The sequence below is a fragment of the Collinsella sp. AF29-7AC genome, from assembly GCF_003475665.1.
Classification (GTDB): domain Bacteria; phylum Actinomycetota; class Coriobacteriia; order Coriobacteriales; family Coriobacteriaceae; genus Collinsella.
Map to the genome: position 1 here is coordinate 1 of NZ_QRQX01000030.1, position 17,987 is coordinate 17,987.

The 17,987-nt window shown below is 60.6% G+C and carries 15 protein-coding genes and 1 tRNA gene; all 16 read left to right on the plus strand.

Features of this window, described 5'->3' with window-relative positions:
• The first annotated feature begins 172 nt into the window (after positions 1-172).
• The 16 genes from asnB to DWZ15_RS09760 all read left to right on the plus strand — a co-directional run bounded on the left by asnB (position 173) and on the right by DWZ15_RS09760 (position 17,866).
• Positions 173-2,053, plus strand: coding sequence for an asparagine synthase (glutamine-hydrolyzing) (gene asnB, locus DWZ15_RS09680; protein WP_118450705.1), 1,881 nt, complete (start codon positions 173-175; stop codon positions 2,051-2,053).
• A 112-nt stretch (positions 2,054-2,165) separates the two neighbouring features.
• On the plus strand, positions 2,166-3,728 hold the full coding sequence (locus DWZ15_RS09685) for a Mur ligase family protein (protein WP_118450712.1): 1,563 nt from the start codon (positions 2,166-2,168) through the stop codon (positions 3,726-3,728).
• A 107-nt stretch (positions 3,729-3,835) separates the two neighbouring features.
• On the plus strand, positions 3,836-4,747 hold the full coding sequence (locus tag DWZ15_RS09690; RefSeq protein ID WP_118450714.1) for an HAD family hydrolase: 912 nt from the start codon (positions 3,836-3,838) through the stop codon (positions 4,745-4,747).
• A gap of 51 nt (positions 4,748-4,798) precedes the next feature.
• Entirely contained in the window at positions 4,799-5,683 is an 885-nt protein-coding gene (gene murI, locus DWZ15_RS09695) for a glutamate racemase (RefSeq protein WP_117806091.1), read from the plus strand.
• A gap of 55 nt (positions 5,684-5,738) precedes the next feature.
• Positions 5,739-6,464 (plus strand): ribonuclease PH, encoded by a 726-nt coding sequence (rph, locus tag DWZ15_RS09700; protein ID WP_118450716.1) that lies wholly within the window; start codon positions 5,739-5,741, stop codon positions 6,462-6,464.
• A 145-nt stretch (positions 6,465-6,609) separates the two neighbouring features.
• Complete coding sequence (rdgB, locus tag DWZ15_RS09705; RefSeq protein ID WP_022094898.1) at positions 6,610-7,251, plus strand: RdgB/HAM1 family non-canonical purine NTP pyrophosphatase; 642 nt, start codon at positions 6,610-6,612, stop codon at positions 7,249-7,251.
• 3 nt (positions 7,252-7,254) lie between these two features.
• Positions 7,255-7,701: a D-aminoacyl-tRNA deacylase gene (dtd, locus tag DWZ15_RS09710; RefSeq protein ID WP_118450718.1), complete on the plus strand. Its 447-nt coding sequence runs from the start codon at positions 7,255-7,257 to the stop codon at positions 7,699-7,701.
• Between the two features lie 114 nt (positions 7,702-7,815).
• Positions 7,816-8,112: a Veg family protein gene (locus DWZ15_RS09715; protein ID WP_006234957.1), complete on the plus strand. Its 297-nt coding sequence runs from the start codon at positions 7,816-7,818 to the stop codon at positions 8,110-8,112.
• A gap of 2 nt (positions 8,113-8,114) precedes the next feature.
• Positions 8,115-9,011 carry a 4-(cytidine 5'-diphospho)-2-C-methyl-D-erythritol kinase gene (gene ispE / locus DWZ15_RS09720; RefSeq protein WP_118450720.1) on the plus strand — a complete coding sequence of 299 codons (897 nt, stop codon included), beginning with the start codon at positions 8,115-8,117 and terminating at the stop codon, positions 9,009-9,011.
• Between the two features lie 49 nt (positions 9,012-9,060).
• Positions 9,061-9,137, plus strand: a tRNA-Pro gene (locus tag DWZ15_RS09725).
• A 112-nt stretch (positions 9,138-9,249) separates the two neighbouring features.
• Positions 9,250-9,525 carry a twin-arginine translocase TatA/TatE family subunit gene (gene tatA, locus DWZ15_RS09730; RefSeq protein WP_152073393.1) on the plus strand — a complete coding sequence of 92 codons (276 nt, stop codon included), beginning with the start codon at positions 9,250-9,252 and terminating at the stop codon, positions 9,523-9,525.
• Positions 9,526-9,631: 106 nt separating this feature from the next.
• On the plus strand, positions 9,632-10,102 hold the full coding sequence (greA, locus tag DWZ15_RS09735; RefSeq protein WP_006234960.1) for a transcription elongation factor GreA: 471 nt from the start codon (positions 9,632-9,634) through the stop codon (positions 10,100-10,102).
• A gap of 79 nt (positions 10,103-10,181) precedes the next feature.
• Positions 10,182-12,146: a lysine--tRNA ligase gene (gene lysS, locus DWZ15_RS09740; protein ID WP_118450722.1), complete on the plus strand. Its 1,965-nt coding sequence runs from the start codon at positions 10,182-10,184 to the stop codon at positions 12,144-12,146.
• Between the two features lie 418 nt (positions 12,147-12,564).
• Positions 12,565-14,133 carry a threonine/serine exporter ThrE family protein gene (locus tag DWZ15_RS09745; RefSeq protein ID WP_199580073.1) on the plus strand — a complete coding sequence of 523 codons (1,569 nt, stop codon included), beginning with the start codon at positions 12,565-12,567 and terminating at the stop codon, positions 14,131-14,133.
• Positions 14,134-14,443: 310 nt separating this feature from the next.
• The gene (locus DWZ15_RS09755; RefSeq protein WP_118450730.1) at positions 14,444-15,037 is read left to right on the plus strand and encodes a DUF2798 domain-containing protein; all 594 of its coding nucleotides are present in this window, start codon (positions 14,444-14,446) and stop codon (positions 15,035-15,037) included.
• A gap of 186 nt (positions 15,038-15,223) precedes the next feature.
• Entirely contained in the window at positions 15,224-17,866 is a 2,643-nt protein-coding gene (locus DWZ15_RS09760; protein WP_118450726.1) for an ATP-dependent Clp protease ATP-binding subunit, read from the plus strand.
• The last annotated feature ends 121 nt before the right edge of the window (positions 17,867-17,987 follow it).

A 17,987-nucleotide genomic window follows, 5' to 3' on the forward strand; every position in this document is an offset into this window, starting at 1 on the left:
AAACGCGGGGTCCGTTCAGGCTGTTGCGTTGAGATTGAAAATCAACCCGCGTGTCACAGCGGAGCTGATTCAGTTGAGATTGCCTGAACATTCCGCCCCTCTTTACGCCCTCGGGTATACTCAAAAGCTACTGATTCGATTTGATGCCCAGCAACAGCAGAGGGGATAGTATATGTGCGGTTTTGTCGGTTTTGTCGGTGGGACGGATAACCAATCCGAGGTGCTCACCAAGATGATGGACCGCATCGTCCATCGTGGTCCCGACATGGGCGGTCAGTTTATCGACGGCCGCGTTGCCCTCGGCTTCCGCCGCTTGTCGATCCTCGACCTGACCGAGGCTGGCGCCCAACCTATGGCCAACGAGGACGGTAGCGTCGTCATTGTCTTCAACGGCGAGATCTACAACTTCCAAGAACTCCGTTCCGAGCTCGAGGCCAAGGGCTACAAGTTCCACTGCGGCGCCGACACCGAGAGCCTTCTGCACGGCTACGAGGAGTGGGGCGAGGCAGTACTCGATCGCTTGCGCGGTATGTACGCCTTCGTCATCTGGGACAAGAAGAAGAACAAGCTTTTTGGCGCCCGTGATATCTTTGGCATCAAGCCGCTCTACTACTATCCCATGGCCGATGCGGGCGACGGCGCTCCGGGCGTGCTCTTTGGTTCCGAGATCAAGAGCTTCCTGGACTACCCGCACTTCCACAAGGCGGTCAACAAAAAGGCCCTGCGTCCGTACATGACGCTGCAGTATTCGGCAACCGAGGAGACCTTCTTCGAGGGGGTCTACAAGCTGCCGCCGGCGCACTACTTTACCGTCGATATCCCGACCGGCAAGATGAACATCGAGCGCTACTGGGATTGCGATTACTCTGCCGTCGAGAAGCCGTTCGAGGAGTACGTCGACGAGCTGGACGAGGTCGTGCACGAGAGCGTCGAGGCCCATCGCATCGCCGACGTCAAGGTCGCGTCGTTCCTCTCCGGCGGCGTCGACTCCAGCTACATCGCCGCTTGCCTCATGCCCGACAAGACCTTCTCGGTGGGCTTCGATTACAAGAATTTCAACGAGACTAACTACGCCAAAGAGCTTTCCGATAAGCTCGGCGTCGAAAACGTTCGCAAGATGATTACCGCCGACGAGTTCTTCGGTGCGCTCGAGGACATCCAGTATCACATGGACGAGCCGCAGTCCAACCTGTCTTCCGTGCCGCTGTGGTTCTTGGCCGAGATGGCCCGCAAGGACGTCACCGTCGTGCTTTCGGGCGAAGGCGCCGACGAGCTCTTTGGCGGCTACGCCTACTACGAGGACACGGTCCCAGTCCGCAAGTACAAAAAGATGGTGCCGCTGCCCATCCGTCGCGCGCTCGGTAACCTGGCGCTGCATATGCCGTACTTCAAGGGACATAACTTCCTGGTCAAGGGTGCCGAGATCCCCGAGAAGTCGTTCCTGGGACAGGCTCTGGTATGGCCGGAGCGCGAGGTCGACGACGTGCTCAAGCCCGAGTACAACACCGGCGATGGCGCCTTCGAGCTTGCCGCTCCCATCTATGCGCGCGTGAAGGGTCAGCCCGAGCTGGTCAAGAAGCAGTACCTGGACATGAACATGTGGCTTCCGGGCGACATTCTGCTCAAGGCCGACAAGATGTGCATGGCGCACTCGCTGGAGCTGCGCGTGCCCTTCCTGGACCGCAAAGTCATGGAGTTCGCCGAGCACATTCCCGACCGCTACCGCATCAACGAGAACGGCAACAAACAGGTACTCCGCCACGCTGCCAACAAGTCGCTGCCCGATGAGTGGGCCACCCGTCCCAAGGTGGGCTTCCCGGTGCCGATTGTCTACTGGCTGCGCGAGCAAAAGTGGTACGACTATGTCAAGGAGTACTTCACCGCGCCGTGGGCAAGCGAGTTCTTCGATACCGACGAGCTCATGCACCTGCTCGATCTGCACTTTGCGGGCAAGGGCGATTTCCAGCGCAAGATCTATACGCCGCTCGTGTTCCTGGTGTGGTACAAGCGCTTCTTTATCGACGAGGACCAGCCCACTGTTCAGGCTGCCTAGCCTCGGCTTACGAACGCCTGCGCGTAACGGCTCCTCCGGGAGCCGTTTTTGCGTGGGTGCGTTTCAGTTACTATAAAAACCGTCCCTGCCAAATGGCTGAGAAAGGTGAAAGATGCACCATTCGGATTCCGCGACCGTGACCACGGTCGATACGCTTGCCAAGCTTCTCGATGTGTGCGGCGAGCTGCGCGCATCAGAGCAGGTTGACGAGCGTGCCGTGACCGGCTGCTCGTTTGATTCGCGCGCGGTCTCGGCAGGTGACGTGTTCTTTTGCAAAGGTGCTGCCTTTAAGCCCGCGTTTTTGAGCATGGCGCTCGATGCGGGTGCCGTCGCATTTGTGTGCGAAGAGTCGCTGGTCGAGTCTCTGGAGCCGCTGGCGCAGGAGAGCGGTGCTGCGATGCTGGTTGTTGATAGCGTTCGCACGGCCATGGCCCTGTTGCCGCCGGAGGTCTACGACCGTCCCGACCACGACGTCAAGATCGTGGGCATCACCGGTACCAAGGGAAAGACCACGGCCGCTTTTATGCTCCAGTCGATTATCAAAGCGGCGGGCGAGTCCTGCGGCATGATCGGCTCGGTGAGTACCGACGATGGTATCGAGTGCTACGAGAGCACCAATACCACGCCAGAGGCCCCCGAGGTCTGGCGCCATATCGCCAACTGCCGTGAGTCCGGTCGCCAGTCCATGGTCATGGAGGTCTCGAGCCAGGCGCTCAAGTACCAACGCGTCGAGAATCTGCCGTTTGACGTGGCGTGCTTCCTCAACATCGGGCGTGACCACATCTCGCCGATCGAACACCCCACGTTTGAGGATTATTTTGAGAGCAAACTCAGGATCTTTGACCAGGCAAAGACCGCCGTGGTGAATCTGGGCACCGAAGAGGTTGACCGTGTGCTGGAGGCAGCGTCGACGGCCGAGCGCTTGGTGACCGTTGGCGTCGAGCATCCCGAGGCAAGCCTGTGGGCAAGCGATGTCCGCGTGGTCGGCTTTAACATCGAGTTTAACCTGCATGGCCTGTGTGCCGACGAGTCCGAGGCGGGGGAGAAGATCCTGCTGGGTATCGCGGGAGACTTTAACGTGGAGAACGCGCTGGTCGCTATCGCCGCTGCGCACGAGATCGGCATCGGTATCGATGCCATCAAGAAGGGCCTCTCCAAATTGCGCGTGCCGGGCCGTATGGAGGTCGTGGAGTCGAAGGACGGCCGCGTGATCTGCGTCGTTGACTATGCGCACAACCAGCTTTCGTTCCGTTCGCTTTTCTCGTCGGTCAAGCGCGCGTTTCCCACTAGTCCAGTCATTGCAGTGTTTGGCGCTGCCGGCGGCAAGGCGCAGGAGCGCCGCGAGCGGCTTCCGCGCGAGGCCGCACCATATTCCGACCTGATGATCTTTGCCAACGAGGACCCGGCTCACGAGGACCCGATGAAGGTCTGTCGCGAGCTTGCCGAGCATGTTCCCGACGATACGCCGAACGAGATTATCCTCGATCGCGAGGCTGCCGTGCGCGCGGCGTTCAAGGCGGCGCGCGAGGAATACGTCAACCCCGATGCTCCCACCATTGTCTTGCTGCTGGCAAAGGGTGACGAGGAGCTCATGCACGTGGGTGACGAGTTCGTGCCTATCGAGAGCGACCTTTCGTTGGCCAATCGCCTGATCGATGTTACCCAGTTTGACTAATGAACCATGATGGCGGCGGCGCCCTGAGTGCGCTGTCGCCATAAGCGTGTTCCCTCAATCAAAACATGCCGTCCAAGTCCAAACCCTTCTACGTAAACGGAGTAACCATGTCCCACAACACCCTGCCGACCGTTGCCGAGCTTTCGGGCGAGATGCGCGAGCGCTTGGCCAAGGTCAAGTACGTCTTTACCGACCTAGATGCCACGATGCTCGCACCCGGCTCGTGCGTGCTGCGCGACAACGACGGCAACCCCTCGACCAAACTCGTCGAGGCCGTCGTGGCACTTGCCCGCGCTGGTATTCAGGTGGTTCCCACCTCGGGCCGCAACCGCACCATGATCCACGAGGATGCGCGCGTGCTCGGCCTCAATTCCTACATCGGCGAGATGGGTGGCCTGATCATGTACGACCTCAAGGCCAACGATTGGGAGTATCTGACCGGCGATATGCCCTACGACCCCTCTTGCGGTCTCACGCCGCACCAGGTGATCGAGCAGACCGGCGTGTGCGAGAAGATCCTCGCCCGCTGGCCGCACAAGATCGAGTACCACAACGACATGTCGACCGGCTACAAGTACCGTGAGGTCACCGTCGGCATGCGTGGCGATGTGCCCGACGATGAGGTCCAGGCCATCCTCGACGAGGCCGGCTGCGGTCTGGTCTGGGCTTGCAACGGCCATCTGACTCACCTGTCCAAGCCGACGACGCTTGAGCTTAATCGCGTCGAGGACGGCCGCGCATTCAACATCAACCCCGCGGGCCTCAACAAAGGCGTCGCCATTGCGCGCTTCTGCGAGCACCTGGGGATCGAGCGCGAGGAGACGCTCGCGCTCGGCGATTCCGAGTCCGACTTCTACATGGCCGATCACGTGGGCACGTTCTGCCTGGTCGAGAATGGCCTGACGAGCGCCGGCGCGCCCGAGTTCCTGGCTGCTTGCGAGAACGCTTTCGTTACGCGCGGCAAAATTGTCGACGGTTGGGCGGCGACGGCAGAGCTGCTGGTCGCGGCGCGTTCGTAGCGCGGCGTCGCCGCACTTGGACATGTCTTTTCGAGAGAGACTGGTGAGGTAATGTCCGATATCGAGAATCCGGCAGGCGACACGCGCCCGATTGGCGTGTTCGATTCTGGTTTGGGCGGTCTGACGGTTGCGCGCGCCATCGCGACGGCGCTGCCGCATGAGTCCGTCTACTACTTCGGCGACACCAAACGCTGCCCCTACGGCACGCGCACCGAGGATGAGGTGCGCTCGTTTGCGTTGCAGGCGGGCCGTTGGCTGTCGAAGCACGACGTCAAGATTATGGTCATCGCCTGCAACACGGCGACAGCTGCGGCCTTGCGTCTGGCCCAGCAGGTGCTCGACGTTCCCGTGATCGGCGTGATCGCGCCGGGTGCCCGTGCGGCAATCAACAGCACCCGCACGCGTCGCGTGGGCGTGCTCGCCACCAACCTCACCATTCGCTCGGGCGCTTACACGCGCGCCATTCAGGACCTAGATGCCGGCGTCGACGTATACGGCTGCCCCGCCTCGAGCTTTGTCGAGGTTGTCGAACACGAGCTCGCCTCGGGTGCGCATCTGCAAGAGCAGTGGCTTGAGAACGAGGACATCTTCGATACGCCTGCCGTGCGTGCGCTGGTGGGTGCCACGGTTGAGCCGCTGCGCGACCACGGTATCGATACCGTGGTGCTCGGCTGTACGCATTTTCCGCTGTTGGTGGGACCTATCCGACATGCGCTGGGGCCTGGGGTGCGCGTCGTGAGTTCCGCCGAGGAGACCACGCGCGAGCTGACCGACATCCTTACGCGCCGCGAGCAGCTGGCGGGCGTCGCCGCCGAGCCGCAGCATCGTTTTGCCACGACGGCCGATAACATTGCCGAGTTTGCGGTGGCGGGCAGCTTTATCTTTGGTCAGCCGCTCAAGAGCATCGAACATATCGATATCGACGAACTGAAATAGATATAAGGTCACCGACCAAAGGCTCACCTTCACCTTTTGCCGAAAGGATATTTCTATGGAGTACATGCAGGTCAACCGCGCCAACGGCCGCGCCGCCAACGAGTTGCGCCCCGTTAAGCTCACCCGTGGCGTCATGAAGCACGCCCACGGCTCGTGTTTGGCCGAGTTTGGCGACACGCGCGTGTTGTGCGCCGCCACTATCGAGGAGGGCGTGCCGGGCTGGCGAAAGGGAGCTAAGGCCGGCTGGGTGACCGCGGAATACGCCATGCTGCCGACGTCGACCGGCAAGCGCTGCAAGCGCGAGCATGCCAACCGCAAGGGTCGCTCCATGGAGATTGAGCGTCTGATCGGCCGTAGCCTGCGCACCGTCGTCAACATGAAGGCGCTCGGCGAGTATACCGTTACCGTCGACTGCGACGTGATTCAGGCAGACGGCGGCACGCGAACGGCGAGTATTACCGGCGCCTGGGTGGCGCTGCACGACGCCCTTGCTATGTGGGTCGAGGCCGGCAAGATCGAGCGCATCCCGCTCACGGGCCAGGTCGCCGCGATTTCCATGGGCGTTGTCGACGGCAATACCCTGCTCGACCTGGACTATTCCGAGGACAGCCACGCCGAGGTCGACATGAACCTCGTCGCCACCGACACCGGTGAGATGATCGAGCTCCAGGGCACCGGCGAGCAGGCGCCCTTCGACCGCAAACGCCTCAACGCCCTGCTCGACCTGGGCGACAAGGGTATCGCCGAGCTCATCGAGCTCCAGCGCCAGGCCCTCGTCTAACCTGCCAAAAAGGGACAGGTTTATTTTGGCAGGTTTTATCTGGGAAAACGTCGAAGTATAAGACTGCCGTTGATTGAGAGGGGAGAGAGGCCGAAGTCCTCGTCGTCCTCAACACGGCATTGCTATAGAGACAAGGAGGCCAGCTATGGCACTTGAGAAGATCGACATCGACACCCTCGACCCGGCGGCGACCATCGTCGTGGCAACGGGCAACGCCCATAAGCTCACCGAGATTGAGGCCATTTTGGGCAAGGTTATGCCCGAGGTTCGCTTTGTGGCGCTCGGCCAGCTAGGTGATTTTGAGGACCCCGAGGAAAACGGCACGACGTTTTTGGAGAACGCCATCATCAAGGCGCAGGCTGCCGTCGAAGAGACGGGGCTCATGGCCATTGCCGACGATTCGGGCCTGGTCGTCGATGCTCTGGACGGCGAGCCGGGCGTGTATAGCGCACGCTATGCGGGCGTTCACGGTGACGATGCCGCCAACAATGCCAAGCTGCTCGTGAATCTGGAGGGCGTGGCCGACGAGGACCGCACTGCGCGCTTTATGAGCGTCGTCGCGCTCATCGATACGGACGGCCTGGTCACCTATGGTGAGGGCGCCTGCGAGGGCGTTATCGCGCACGAGGGCCGCGGTGATCACGGCTTTGGCTACGACCCGCTGTTCCTGCCGGTCGACACGCCGGGCAAGACCATGGCCGAGCTGACGGCGGACGAGAAGAACGCCATCAGTCATCGATTCCATGCGCTCGAGCACCTATCTGCCAAACTGACGGGCGAGGAGTAGGCCGTGCGTGCGGTGGTGCAGCGCGTACTCAACGCCGGCGTGACGGTCGACGGCGAGTGCGTGGGCAAAATTGGGCGCGGCTATCTGGTGCTGCTGGGCGTGGGCCATGGCGACACCCGCGCCGAGGCCGATAAGCTGTGGGGCAAGCTCCGGGGCTTGCGCATTAACGAGGACGATAACGGCAAGACCAACCTGGCACTTGCCGATGTCGACGGCGAGGTTCTCGTGGTGTCGCAGTTCACGCTGTTCGCCGATTGCCGTCACGGCCGCCGTCCATCGTTTACGGATGCCGGCGCCCCCGATGTCGCCAACGAGCTCTACGAGTACTTCCTGGCGCTGGTGCGCGAGGACGTCGAGCACGTAGCGCATGGCATCTTCGGCGCCGACATGAAGGTCGACCTCGTCAACGACGGTCCATTCACCATCGTCCTCGATACCGACAATCTGTAAGTAGCCAAATTAGCTACTTGCGTATAGCGGCAACAGGGTGCTATAGTATTAGAGTTTTGTCTATCTTAGGGGTATTATCCCCTTTTTGAATTGCACCTTCTGGAGGCCCTGTTCATGGAAGAGATGGAAGTCAATCACGTCGACGACATCCACGAGAAGCTGACCGATATGGTGGGCGATCGCGTCAAGGTGAAGGCCAACATGGGCCGCACCCGCGTCGTCGAGCGCATGGGCACCATCAAGAGCGTCCACCCCGCCGTCTTTATCGTCGAGGTCGACGAACGTCGCGGCCGCAAGTCGCGTCAGTCCTACCAGTATATCGATGTCCTCACCGGGCAGGTCGAGCTGTTCGACCCCGAGAGCGGTGAGCACATTTTTACCCCGCTCGGCAATCAGCTCGAGGAGCACTAACGGTGACCGATTGGTCCCTGACCCTTTTCGCGCCGGCAAAGATCAACCTCTATCTGGGGGTTCATACCGAGCGTGACGCCCGCGGCTATCACAGGGTCGATTCCCTGATGGCAGCCGTCGGTCTTGTCGATACCGTGACGGTCACGCCGGCACAGGCGCTGACCGTCCAGACGATTCCGGCATCCGACTTTCCTATGCAAAAGAATACGGCGTATCGTGCAGCTGCTGCTATGGCCGAGCATTATGGTCGCGAGGCAAACATCTGCGTGACGATTGAGAAGCGCATTCCATTGTGCGCCGGCTTGGGCGGCCCCTCGACGGATGCGGCCGCGGTCATTGTTGCCTTGGCGGAGCTCTGGGGAATTGATCGCACCGACCCCGCGCTCGACGACATTGCGCGGGGCATTGGTGCTGACGTTCCCTTCTTTTTGCATGCCAGCCCTGCGTTCTACGTAGGTGGGGGAGACGTGCTGGCAACTGAGTACCCCGCGCTGCCCGCAACGCCCGTCGTGTTGGTCAAGCCGCGCGAGGCAAGCGTTTCAACAATTGAAGCCTATCGACGTTTTGACGAGACTCCAGCGCCTGCGGACAAGCCCGGAGCGATCGCATCTGCCCTTCGTTCGGGAGACGCAGAGGCGGCCTACACGCTCGTCCACAACAACCTGGGAGTCATTTCCGCGCAGATGGAGCCGCGGATTCAAACGGTGCTTGACTGGCTTCGTTCACAGGACGGTACCATTGCCGCAAACGTGTGCGGTTCGGGTGCCTGCTCGTTTGCCATTTGCGACACCGCCGCCACGGCCGAAAGGATTGCCGACGCTGCCCTGCAAAACGGCTGGTGGTCCTGTGCGACGGAGCTCATTCCCAACACGGTTCGCATTGAAGCGCCAAAGAAATAAAAATTTCTCTAGCACGCGGCGAAAATCTTTGTTACTATAGTCGAGCTAACGGGTTGTGGCTCAGTTTGGTAGAGCACTGCGTTCGGGACGCAGGGGTCGCTGGTTCAAATCCAGTCAACCCGACCAGAGCATGAGGAGGGACCGCTTCTTGCGGTCCCTTTTTTTAGCTATTGTTGTGATACCGCGGCACCCGCGGTATACTCATTCGAGCTTGTCTCGCTGTATTGTGGAGGTCTACATGTTTGGACTGAGGGCTCCTGAGCTCATCATTATTCTCGTTGTTGTCCTGATTATCTTCGGGCCTAAGAACCTGCCGAAGCTCGGCAAGTCCCTCGGCTCTACCGTCAAGAATATCCGCGAGGGTATGGAGGGCGACGATAAGGGCGAAACCAAGCAGGCCGAGGACGTTGTGGTCGAGGAGTCCAAGGAGGACAAGGAGATCGCAGAGCTCGAGGCCAAGCTCGCTGCTGCCAAGCAAAAGAAGGCAGAGGACAGCGACGCGGACGCAGAGTAGTCCCATCCCTTTGGGGTGAGCACCTGACCGGCTTGCCCGCAGGCTAGCCGGTCTTTTTCGTTTTGTTGACAGTTGATCGTTACATCATAGTTGGGGAGATATCCGTATGGACGCAAGCCAGATCGTACTGACCGCTGAGGGCCGCCAGAAGCTCGTCGAGGAGCTCGCTTGGCGTGAGGGCGATTACGCCAAGGAGATCGTCGAGGACATCAAGGAAGCCCGCGCGTTCGGCGACCTTTCGGAGAACTCCGAGTACGACGCCGCCAAGGACAAGCAGGCCCAGAATGCTGCTCGCATTGCCGAGATTCAGGCCATCCTCGCCAACGCTCAGGTTGCTGCCACCACGGGCGATCTGACCGTCTCCATCGGTTCCACCGTTTCTCTGATCGATCCCAACGGTGAGGTCATGGAAGTCACGCTCGTCGGTACCACCGAGACCAACTCGCTCGAGCACAAGATCTCCAACGAGTCTCCGGTCGGCCATGCCATCATCGGTCACGGCGAGGGTGACTCCGTCGAGGTTGTTACGCCTTCGGGCAAGACCCGCGTCTACACCATCGCAAAGATCGCACGCTAGACCACGGTCCCGCGTAAAGGCATGTTTTCGCTCCCTGGGACCGAATCCTGGGGAGCGTTTTAATTTGAGGAGCTAACTTATGGCAGAGAACCAGAACGCCGCCGATCAGGCATCGACGCTCAACGACGAGCGCGCCACCCGCCTGGCCAAGCGCGCCGCCCTGTTCGAGGCGGGCCAGAACCCCTATCCCGAGCACTCCGAGATTGAGGACTACGTCGTCGACATCGAGACTAAGTACGCCGAGCTCGCCGATGGCGAGGACACCGAGGACATCGTGAAGATCGGCGGCCGTGTGGTCGCCAAGCGCGGTCAGGGCAAGATTATGTTCATCGTCGTGCGCGACGCGACCGGCGAGATCCAGCTGTTCTGCCGCATCAACGATATGGACGAGGCCGCTTGGAATACGCTCAAGGCACTCGACCTGGGCGATATCCTGGGCGTGACCGGCGTGGTCGTGCGCACCAAGCGTGGCCAGCTTTCCGTTGCCCCCAAGAGCGCGACGCTGCTGTCCAAGGCCGTTCGCCCGCTGCCCGAGAAGTTCCACGGTCTCTCCGACAAGGAGACCCGCTATCGTCAGCGCTATGTCGACCTGATCGCCAATGACGACGTTCGCGAGACCTTCCGCAAGCGCTCGCAGATCCTCTCCACGTTCCGCCGCTTTATGGAGTCCGACGGCTACATGGAGGTCGAGACCCCTATCCTGCAGACCATCCAGGGCGGAGCAACTGCCAAGCCGTTCATCACGCACTTCAACGCGCTCGATCAGGAGTGCTACCTGCGTATTGCCACCGAGCTGCACCTCAAGCGCTGCATCGTCGGCGGCTTTGAGCGCGTCTTCGAGATCGGCCGCATCTTCCGCAACGAGGGTATGGACCTCACCCACAACCCCGAGTTCACCACGATGGAGGCTTACCGCGCCTTCTCCGATCTCGAGGGCATGAAGGCGCTCGCCCAGGGTGTCATTAAGGCCGCTAACAAGGCTATCGGCAATCCCGAGGTTATTGAGTACCAGGGCCAGACCATCGATCTTTCCGGTGAGTGGGCAAGCCGTTCCATGACCGATATCGTCTCTGACGTGATTGGTAAGCAGGTCACCATCGACACGCCGGTTGAGGAGCTTGCTGCCGCCGCGCGCGAGAAGGGCCTGGAGATCAAGCCCGAGTGGACCGCCGGCAAGATCATCGCCGAGATCTATGACGAGCTGGGCGAGGACACCATCGTCAACCCCACCTTCGTGTGCGATTACCCCATCGAGGTTAGCCCGCTTGCCAAGCGCTTTGAGGATGACCCGCGTCTGACCCATCGCTTTGAGCTGGTCATCGCCGGCCACGAGTACGCGAACGCGTTCTCCGAGCTCAACGACCCGGTCGACCAGGCCGAGCGCTTCGCTGCCCAGATGGCCGAGAAGGCCGGCGGCGACGATGAGGCCATGGAGTACGACGAGGATTACGTGCGTGCCCTCGAGTACGGTATGCCTCCCGCGGGTGGCATCGGCATCGGTATCGACCGCGTGGTCATGCTGCTCACCAACCAGGCTTCCATCCGCGACGTGCTGCTGTTCCCGCACATGAAGCCCGAGAAGGGTTTCCAGTCCGGTGCCGCTGCTGCCAAAGCTGCCGAGGCCGGCAACACCGCGAGCCCCTTCGTCAAGCCGCTCAAGCCCACGGTTGATTATTCCAAGATTGCCGTCGAGCCGCTGTTTGAGGAGTTCGTCAACTTTGATACCTTCTCTAAGAGCGACTTCCGCGCCGTTAAGGTCAAGGCATGCGAGGCCGTCAAGAAGTCCAAGAAGCTGCTGAACTTTACGCTCGATGACGGCACCGGCACCGACCGCACCATCCTCTCCGGCATTCACGATTATTACGAGCCCGAGGACCTGGTCGGCAAGACCCTGCTCGCCATCACCAACCTGCCTCCGCGCAAGATGATGGGCATCCCCAGCTGTGGCATGCTCATCAGCGCCATCCACGAGGAGGAGGGCGAGGAGCGCCTCAACCTGATCCAGCTCGACGCTTCCATCCCTGCCGGCGCGAAGATGTACTAACTAGTTACGCGGTTCTACGAGCCGCGTAACGGCTCGACGCTGCGCGGGCCGCATTTGGACAATCTGACGTTCAACTTCAAGGGCGCGACCAGAAGGTCAGCGCCCTTTCGTTTCACGTCACCTTGTCTCAAATGCAGCCCGCTCGCTGACTTATGCTCAACCTGCGGCGCCATTTTGCTTGAAGGCACCTTGCTCACTCTGGCGGGCTTTCGCTGTCCGTCCTCTATCTGCGGTGTTGCCCTGGTTGGCACTTGGGGACGTTCCTTTTGTGCCGGCACTTGGGGACAGTCCTAGTCGTCTGGGGTCTACCGGCGCATTGGGGGTTTACGCCTTCGATGCATGACAGTCGTCTCTTTTATGTTTCCTTTAGCCGTCGCTGCCTAGGATGGGGGTTAGTCGGTAGGAAGGGAGCGTCTATATGAACGACGCGAGCGATCGTGCAATCGAAGAGGACATGCTCGATCAGTTCAATTACTTTGACGATGAGGACGAGGAGCTGATCGATCGTCGCGAGCCGGCGTCGCTTGATGCTTTCGACCTTGTTGATGAAGGGCCCGACGAGGACGAGGTCGAATCGACGGAACCCCCACAGCCTTCGCGCCATGATTCGTTGCTCTCAAGAGTCCCTCTGCACCACGGTGTTCGTGCCGGCGCCCTCCATATGAAAACCGACTGGTGCCAGATCGTGACGGCAGGCGGTGAGCTTGCCGTCGATGCGCCGCTCACCGATAAATCATCCATCATTTGCCGCACCGGTATGCTTATGCTCGCGAGCGGAACGGGTGCCTGGCGTGTACGCGATACCATGAATCGCGTCGCCGCCGTACTCGGTGTCACCATCCACGTTGACTTAAGTCTCCTGTCGTTTGAGTGTACTTGTATCGAAGATGGTCACTGCTTTAACGAGGTCGTCAGCCTACCCACAACGGGGGTCAATACTCATCGCATATGGATGATGGAGAGCTTCTTAAAGGAAATCGAGGTTTACGGGCGCCGGTTTACCGTGCATGAGTACCACGAGATGCTCAAGACCGTTGAGAGTTCAAAACCCGATTACACTCCCTGGCAACAGGGCATTGCGGCGGCCTGTGCTTGCGGCGCCTTTGTCTTTTTGCTCGGCGGCGGCCCTATCGAGATGGCCTGTGCATTTGTGGGCGCTGGTGTCGGCAACTTTGCGCGCTCCCATATTCTCAAGCAGGGCCTTGGCCAGTTTAGCGCGCTGACGATCGGCGTTGCACTCGCTTGCGTCTCGTATCTGCTGGCATTGCTTGGCCTTGGCCAGGTCATGCCGGGGGCAATGTCGCACCAAGAAGGCTATATCGGCGCCATGCTCTTTGTGATCCCCGGCTTTCCTCTCATTACGGCAGGCCTCGACATCGCTAAGCTCGACATGCGAAGCGGCATTGAGCGTCTTTCGTATGCTGTGTCGATTATTGTGATGGCGACCCTCGTAGGCTGGATGGTTGCCGAGTGTGTGGGGCTGGCGCCGGACGACTTTGCGCCGCTCGGCCTTTCGCCGCTTGCCCTTACGCTCTTGCGCGTGCTAATGAGCTTCGTTGGCGTATTCGGCTTCTCAGTGATGTTCAACAGCCCGGTAAAGATGGCCACGGCAGCTGGGCTGATCGGCGCCGTGTCCAATACCCTTCGTCTGACCCTTGTCGATGGGCCGACGATGCTTCCCTTCCTGGGCCTCAGCGCGGGAATGCCTCCCGAGGCGGCTGCATTTATCGGGGCGCTCGTATCGGGTTTGCTGGCAAGCCTGGCAGAAATCAGGCTCACCTACCCGCGTATCGCCCTCACGGTGCCATCGATTGTCATTATGGTGCCGGGCTTGTATCTGTATCGCTCGATGTATTACATGTGTACCTTCGACACGGTCAATATGCTTGGCTGGTTTGTGCGTGCAGTGCTCATCGTGGCGTTTTTGCCCGTTGGCCTGGGTGTGGCGCGTACGCTCACCGACCCTCGCTGGCGCCACACCAGCTAATTGGTGCAAGGGGGACAGGTTGCTTTGCACCAAATGAGTTGCGGTGAAATAGGGACTGAATTGCTGCTTAAAGGGTCAAAACAGTCCGTATTCCACCGCAACTTATGGGGTCGGGGGATTATTGGTGCCCTGCATCTTCATAAACTCAACGCTTACGAAGCACGTGCTTTTCGTGCTAGGCTGGTTCCACCACATAAGTAGTCGCAGACGCACGTACCACGGGCGGGCGAGATGAAGTCCCAACAGCTCCATCTCGCCCGCCCGTTTTTGTTGTGCGCCGCGGCGCAACACAGAAAGGACCATGCCCTTTATGCCTATCAACAAACGAGAGAGCCTGCTGTTCACCTTTATCATGTGCTTTTGCATGGTGCTCTGGATGAGCATCTACAACGTTGCCCTGCAGCATGGGGCCATCAACGGCGAGGTTGTTGCCGCCGCGTGGCTCGGCTTCCCCGTTGCCTACGTTTTTGCCATGTGCTGCGACTGGTTTGTTGCCAGCCCCCTTGCCAAGGGTTTCGCCTTTAAATTCCTGGTCACGCCGGGCAAGAGCTCGCCGCTTGCCATGACGCTCGCCGTCAGCTCCTGTATGGTCGTTCCCATGGTAATCATCATGTCGCTCTACGGTGCGTGCGAGGGCCTGTTCCACATGCCCGGCGGCCCGCTCGCAAACCTGCAACTGCTGCCGATGATGTGGCTCGTTAACATTCAGCGCAACTTTATCATGGCCCTGCCCTGGAACCTGCTGGTGGCCGGTCCGGTTGCTCGCTTTGTCTTCCGCCGCGCCTTTCCCATGGGAACCGTCTTCGAAGAGCAGCATATGGAGCTCGTGCGCATGCCGGGTGCTCCCGCTGCCGATGCCGTCAATGACGTTGCCGAGGACATGGGTGTCGAGCCCGCCTGCTAGACAGCAGCTCAAAACCAAACCGCCAAACGGATCCGAGGAATTCCTTTTTTGTAGACGTTGTCGCGCGGCTACGGGCAGGAAAGGTCCCAACGGTTAACATATACTCCATATGGGTAAAGAGACCAAAGCGCCGCCACGAGTGGCGCTTTGCGTTTGAAAAAACTAGCTCGTCTAAGAGGAACTAGCATGTTAGACCGTTTTACCGATCGCGCGCGCAAGGTCATGTCCATGGCCAAGCAGGAGGCGCTCGATCTTCATTCAAATAAGGTGGGTACCGAGCATCTGTTGCTCGCGCTCGCCAAGGAGGACGAGGGCATTGCCGCTGAGGCGCTGCGCTCGCTCGATATCTCCTACGACGACATCATGGATACCCTCAAAGAGGTCCAGACCACGGTTCCCGAGCCCAGCGAGGAGACCGAGGCTGCCAAGCTTGCCTTTACGCCGCTCGTCATTAGCGTGATGGAGCGCTCCTTCCGCGTGGCACGCGAGAACAACCAGACCTACGTGTCGACCGAGCATTTGCTGATCGGCATCGTCGAAGAGGGCAACGGCATGGCCATGGACATCCTCATGCGCTTGGGTGTGTCGTCCGCCTCCATCAAAAAGGCTATCGAGAAACTCACCGCCAAGGACCAGGACAAGAAGCGTCCGCTTGCCGGTGCCGGTGCTGGTCGTCCCGGTGCGGGCCTGCCGTTCTTTAGCGGCTCGGATGCCTCTCAGCAAAAGGGGAGCGGCACCGACACGCTCAAGCAGTTCGCCACCAACCTCACGCAAAAGGCGCGCGACGGCGAGCTCGATCCCGTGATTGGCCGCGAAAAGGAAGTCCAGCGCATGATGGAGATCCTTTCGCGCCGCACCAAGAACAATCCGCTTATCCTGGGCGATCCCGGCGTGGGCAAGACGGCTATCGTCGAGGGCCTGGCGCAGCAGATTGCTGCTGGCAACGTGCCCGAGAACCTCATGAACCAGAATATCTGGACGCTCGACCTGCCGGGTCTTGTCGCGGGCGCCAAGTATCGCGGTGAGTTTGAGGAGCGCCTCAAGAACGTGATCCAAGAGGCTACCGAGGCCGACGACGTCATCTTGTTTATCGATGAGATGCACACCATCATCGGTGCCGGTTCTGCCGAGGGCTCCATCGACGCGAGCTCCATGCTCAAGCCCGTGCTCGCGCGCGGTGCCTTCCAGATTATCGGCGCCACCACGGCCGAGGAATTCCGCAAGTACCTCACCAAGGACCCGGCCTTCGAGCGTCGCTTCCAGACCATCGATGTCGAGGAGCCGAGCGTCGAGGACACGTTCAAGATCCTGACCGCGCTCAAGCCGCGCTACGAGGAGCACCACCATGTGCGCTATACGCAGGGTGCTATCGAGGCCGCCGCGAACCTTTCCAACCGCTACATCCAGGATCGCTTCCTGCCCGATAAGGCCATCGACCTCATTGACGAGGCCGGTGCCCGCGCTCGCATCGCCGCGAATCGCGCACCCGAGCCGGTGCGCGAGGCCGAGCATCGCATCGAGGAGCTCAAGGCCGCCGCGCAGGAGGCCACCGAGAGCGACGACATGAACAAGGCTGCCGAGATCACCGAGCAGCAGAAGGCTGCTGAGATTGAACTCGCCGAGGCCAAGGCTGCCTGGACGGCCGAGCTCGACGCCAGCCCGCTCACCATCGATGTCTCCCAGATCGCCGATATCGTGTCCGTGACCTCGGGCGTGCCGGTGTCCTCGCTTACCGAGAGCGAGAGCCGTCGCCTGCTGCAGGCCGAAAGCGTGCTCAAGACCCGCATTATCGGCCAGGACGAGGCCGTCGAGGCCGTCGCCAAGGCCGTGCGCCGCAGTCGCTCGCCGCTCAAGGACCCGCGTCGCCCCGGCGGAAGCTTTATTTTCCTGGGCCCCACCGGCACGGGCAAGACCGAGCTCGCCAAGACGCTTGCCGAGTACCTCTTTGGCAGCAAGGATGCGCTCATCAGCTTCGACATGTCGGAGTTCGGCAGCGAGTTCGAGGTCTCCAAGCTCATCGGTAGCCCTCCGGGTTACGTTGGTCACGACGAGGGCGGCCAGCTCACTAAGGCCGTTCGTCGCCACCCGTACTCGGTCGTGCTGTTCGACGAGATCGAGAAGGCGCACCCCGATATCTTCAACATCCTGCTGCAGGTGCTGGAGGAGGGTCGTCTGACCGATAGCCAGGGCAAGACGGTCGACTTCCGCAACACCGTGATCATCATGACGTCCAACGTGGGCGCCCGCGAGATCGCACAGGATGCGAGTGTTGGCTTTGGCACCACCGGCGAGCGGGGTCTCACGTCGAGTGAGATCCGCGGCCGCGCGATGGGCGAGCTCAAGCGCCTGTTCCGTCCCGAGCTGCTCAACCGCATCGACGACATCGTGGTGTTCCAGAAGCTCTCGGGTGAGAATCTCACCAAGATCGCGCACCTGCTGGTGGACGACCTGCGTCAGCGTTTGATTGCCAACGGCATGAACATCAAGCTTACCGATGCGGCCTATGACAAGATCGTGGCGGAGGGCACCGACCTCACCAACGGTGCGCGTCCGCTGCGCCGCGCCATCCAAAAGCTCATCGAGGACCCGCTGTCTGAGGAGCTTTTGGCCGGCGAGTGGGGCTGTGGCGATACCGTCCTGTGCGACGTGGCCGATGGCAAGTTTGTCTTTAGCCATGGCACGGGCGAGATCCCGGCACCGCGTCCGGCGGGCACATTCGGTGGTGATATCGCCCCGGCGGCACCGCACACCGGAAACGCCGCGCCTGTGAGCAGCGGTGTGACCTCGGGCCCCGGCGGCATGATGCAAGCCGGCTCCGGCGCGCTGTAGGGATTGAATATCACCTTGCATGATGGGGGGCGTTCCCGATGGGGGCGCCCTTTTCTTGTGGAGAAGAGTTTCCAGTGGTTGATTTCCGATCTCAGCCGAACACATTGAGCAAATAGGCCAT

Excerpts from the sequence above, each read along its gene's own strand:
- asnB (WP_118450705.1), top strand. The coding sequence starts at position 173 with ATGTGCGGTTTTGTCGGTTTTGTCGGTGGGACGGATAACCAATCCGAG.
- DWZ15_RS09685 (WP_118450712.1), top strand. The coding sequence starts at position 2,166 with ATGCACCATTCGGATTCCGCGACCGTGACCACGGTCGATACGCTTGCC.
- DWZ15_RS09690 (WP_118450714.1), top strand. The coding sequence starts at position 3,836 with ATGTCCCACAACACCCTGCCGACCGTTGCCGAGCTTTCGGGCGAGATG.
- murI (WP_117806091.1), top strand. The coding sequence starts at position 4,799 with ATGTCCGATATCGAGAATCCGGCAGGCGACACGCGCCCGATTGGCGTG.
- rph (WP_118450716.1), top strand. The coding sequence starts at position 5,739 with ATGGAGTACATGCAGGTCAACCGCGCCAACGGCCGCGCCGCCAACGAG.
- rdgB (WP_022094898.1), top strand. The coding sequence starts at position 6,610 with ATGGCACTTGAGAAGATCGACATCGACACCCTCGACCCGGCGGCGACC.
- DWZ15_RS09715 (WP_006234957.1), top strand. The coding sequence starts at position 7,816 with ATGGAAGAGATGGAAGTCAATCACGTCGACGACATCCACGAGAAGCTG.
- tatA (WP_152073393.1), top strand. The coding sequence starts at position 9,250 with ATGTTTGGACTGAGGGCTCCTGAGCTCATCATTATTCTCGTTGTTGTC.
- greA (WP_006234960.1), top strand. The coding sequence starts at position 9,632 with ATGGACGCAAGCCAGATCGTACTGACCGCTGAGGGCCGCCAGAAGCTC.
- lysS (WP_118450722.1), top strand. The coding sequence starts at position 10,182 with ATGGCAGAGAACCAGAACGCCGCCGATCAGGCATCGACGCTCAACGAC.
- DWZ15_RS09745 (WP_199580073.1), top strand. The coding sequence starts at position 12,565 with ATGAACGACGCGAGCGATCGTGCAATCGAAGAGGACATGCTCGATCAG.
- DWZ15_RS09755 (WP_118450730.1), top strand. The coding sequence starts at position 14,444 with ATGCCTATCAACAAACGAGAGAGCCTGCTGTTCACCTTTATCATGTGC.
- DWZ15_RS09760 (WP_118450726.1), top strand. The coding sequence starts at position 15,224 with ATGTTAGACCGTTTTACCGATCGCGCGCGCAAGGTCATGTCCATGGCC.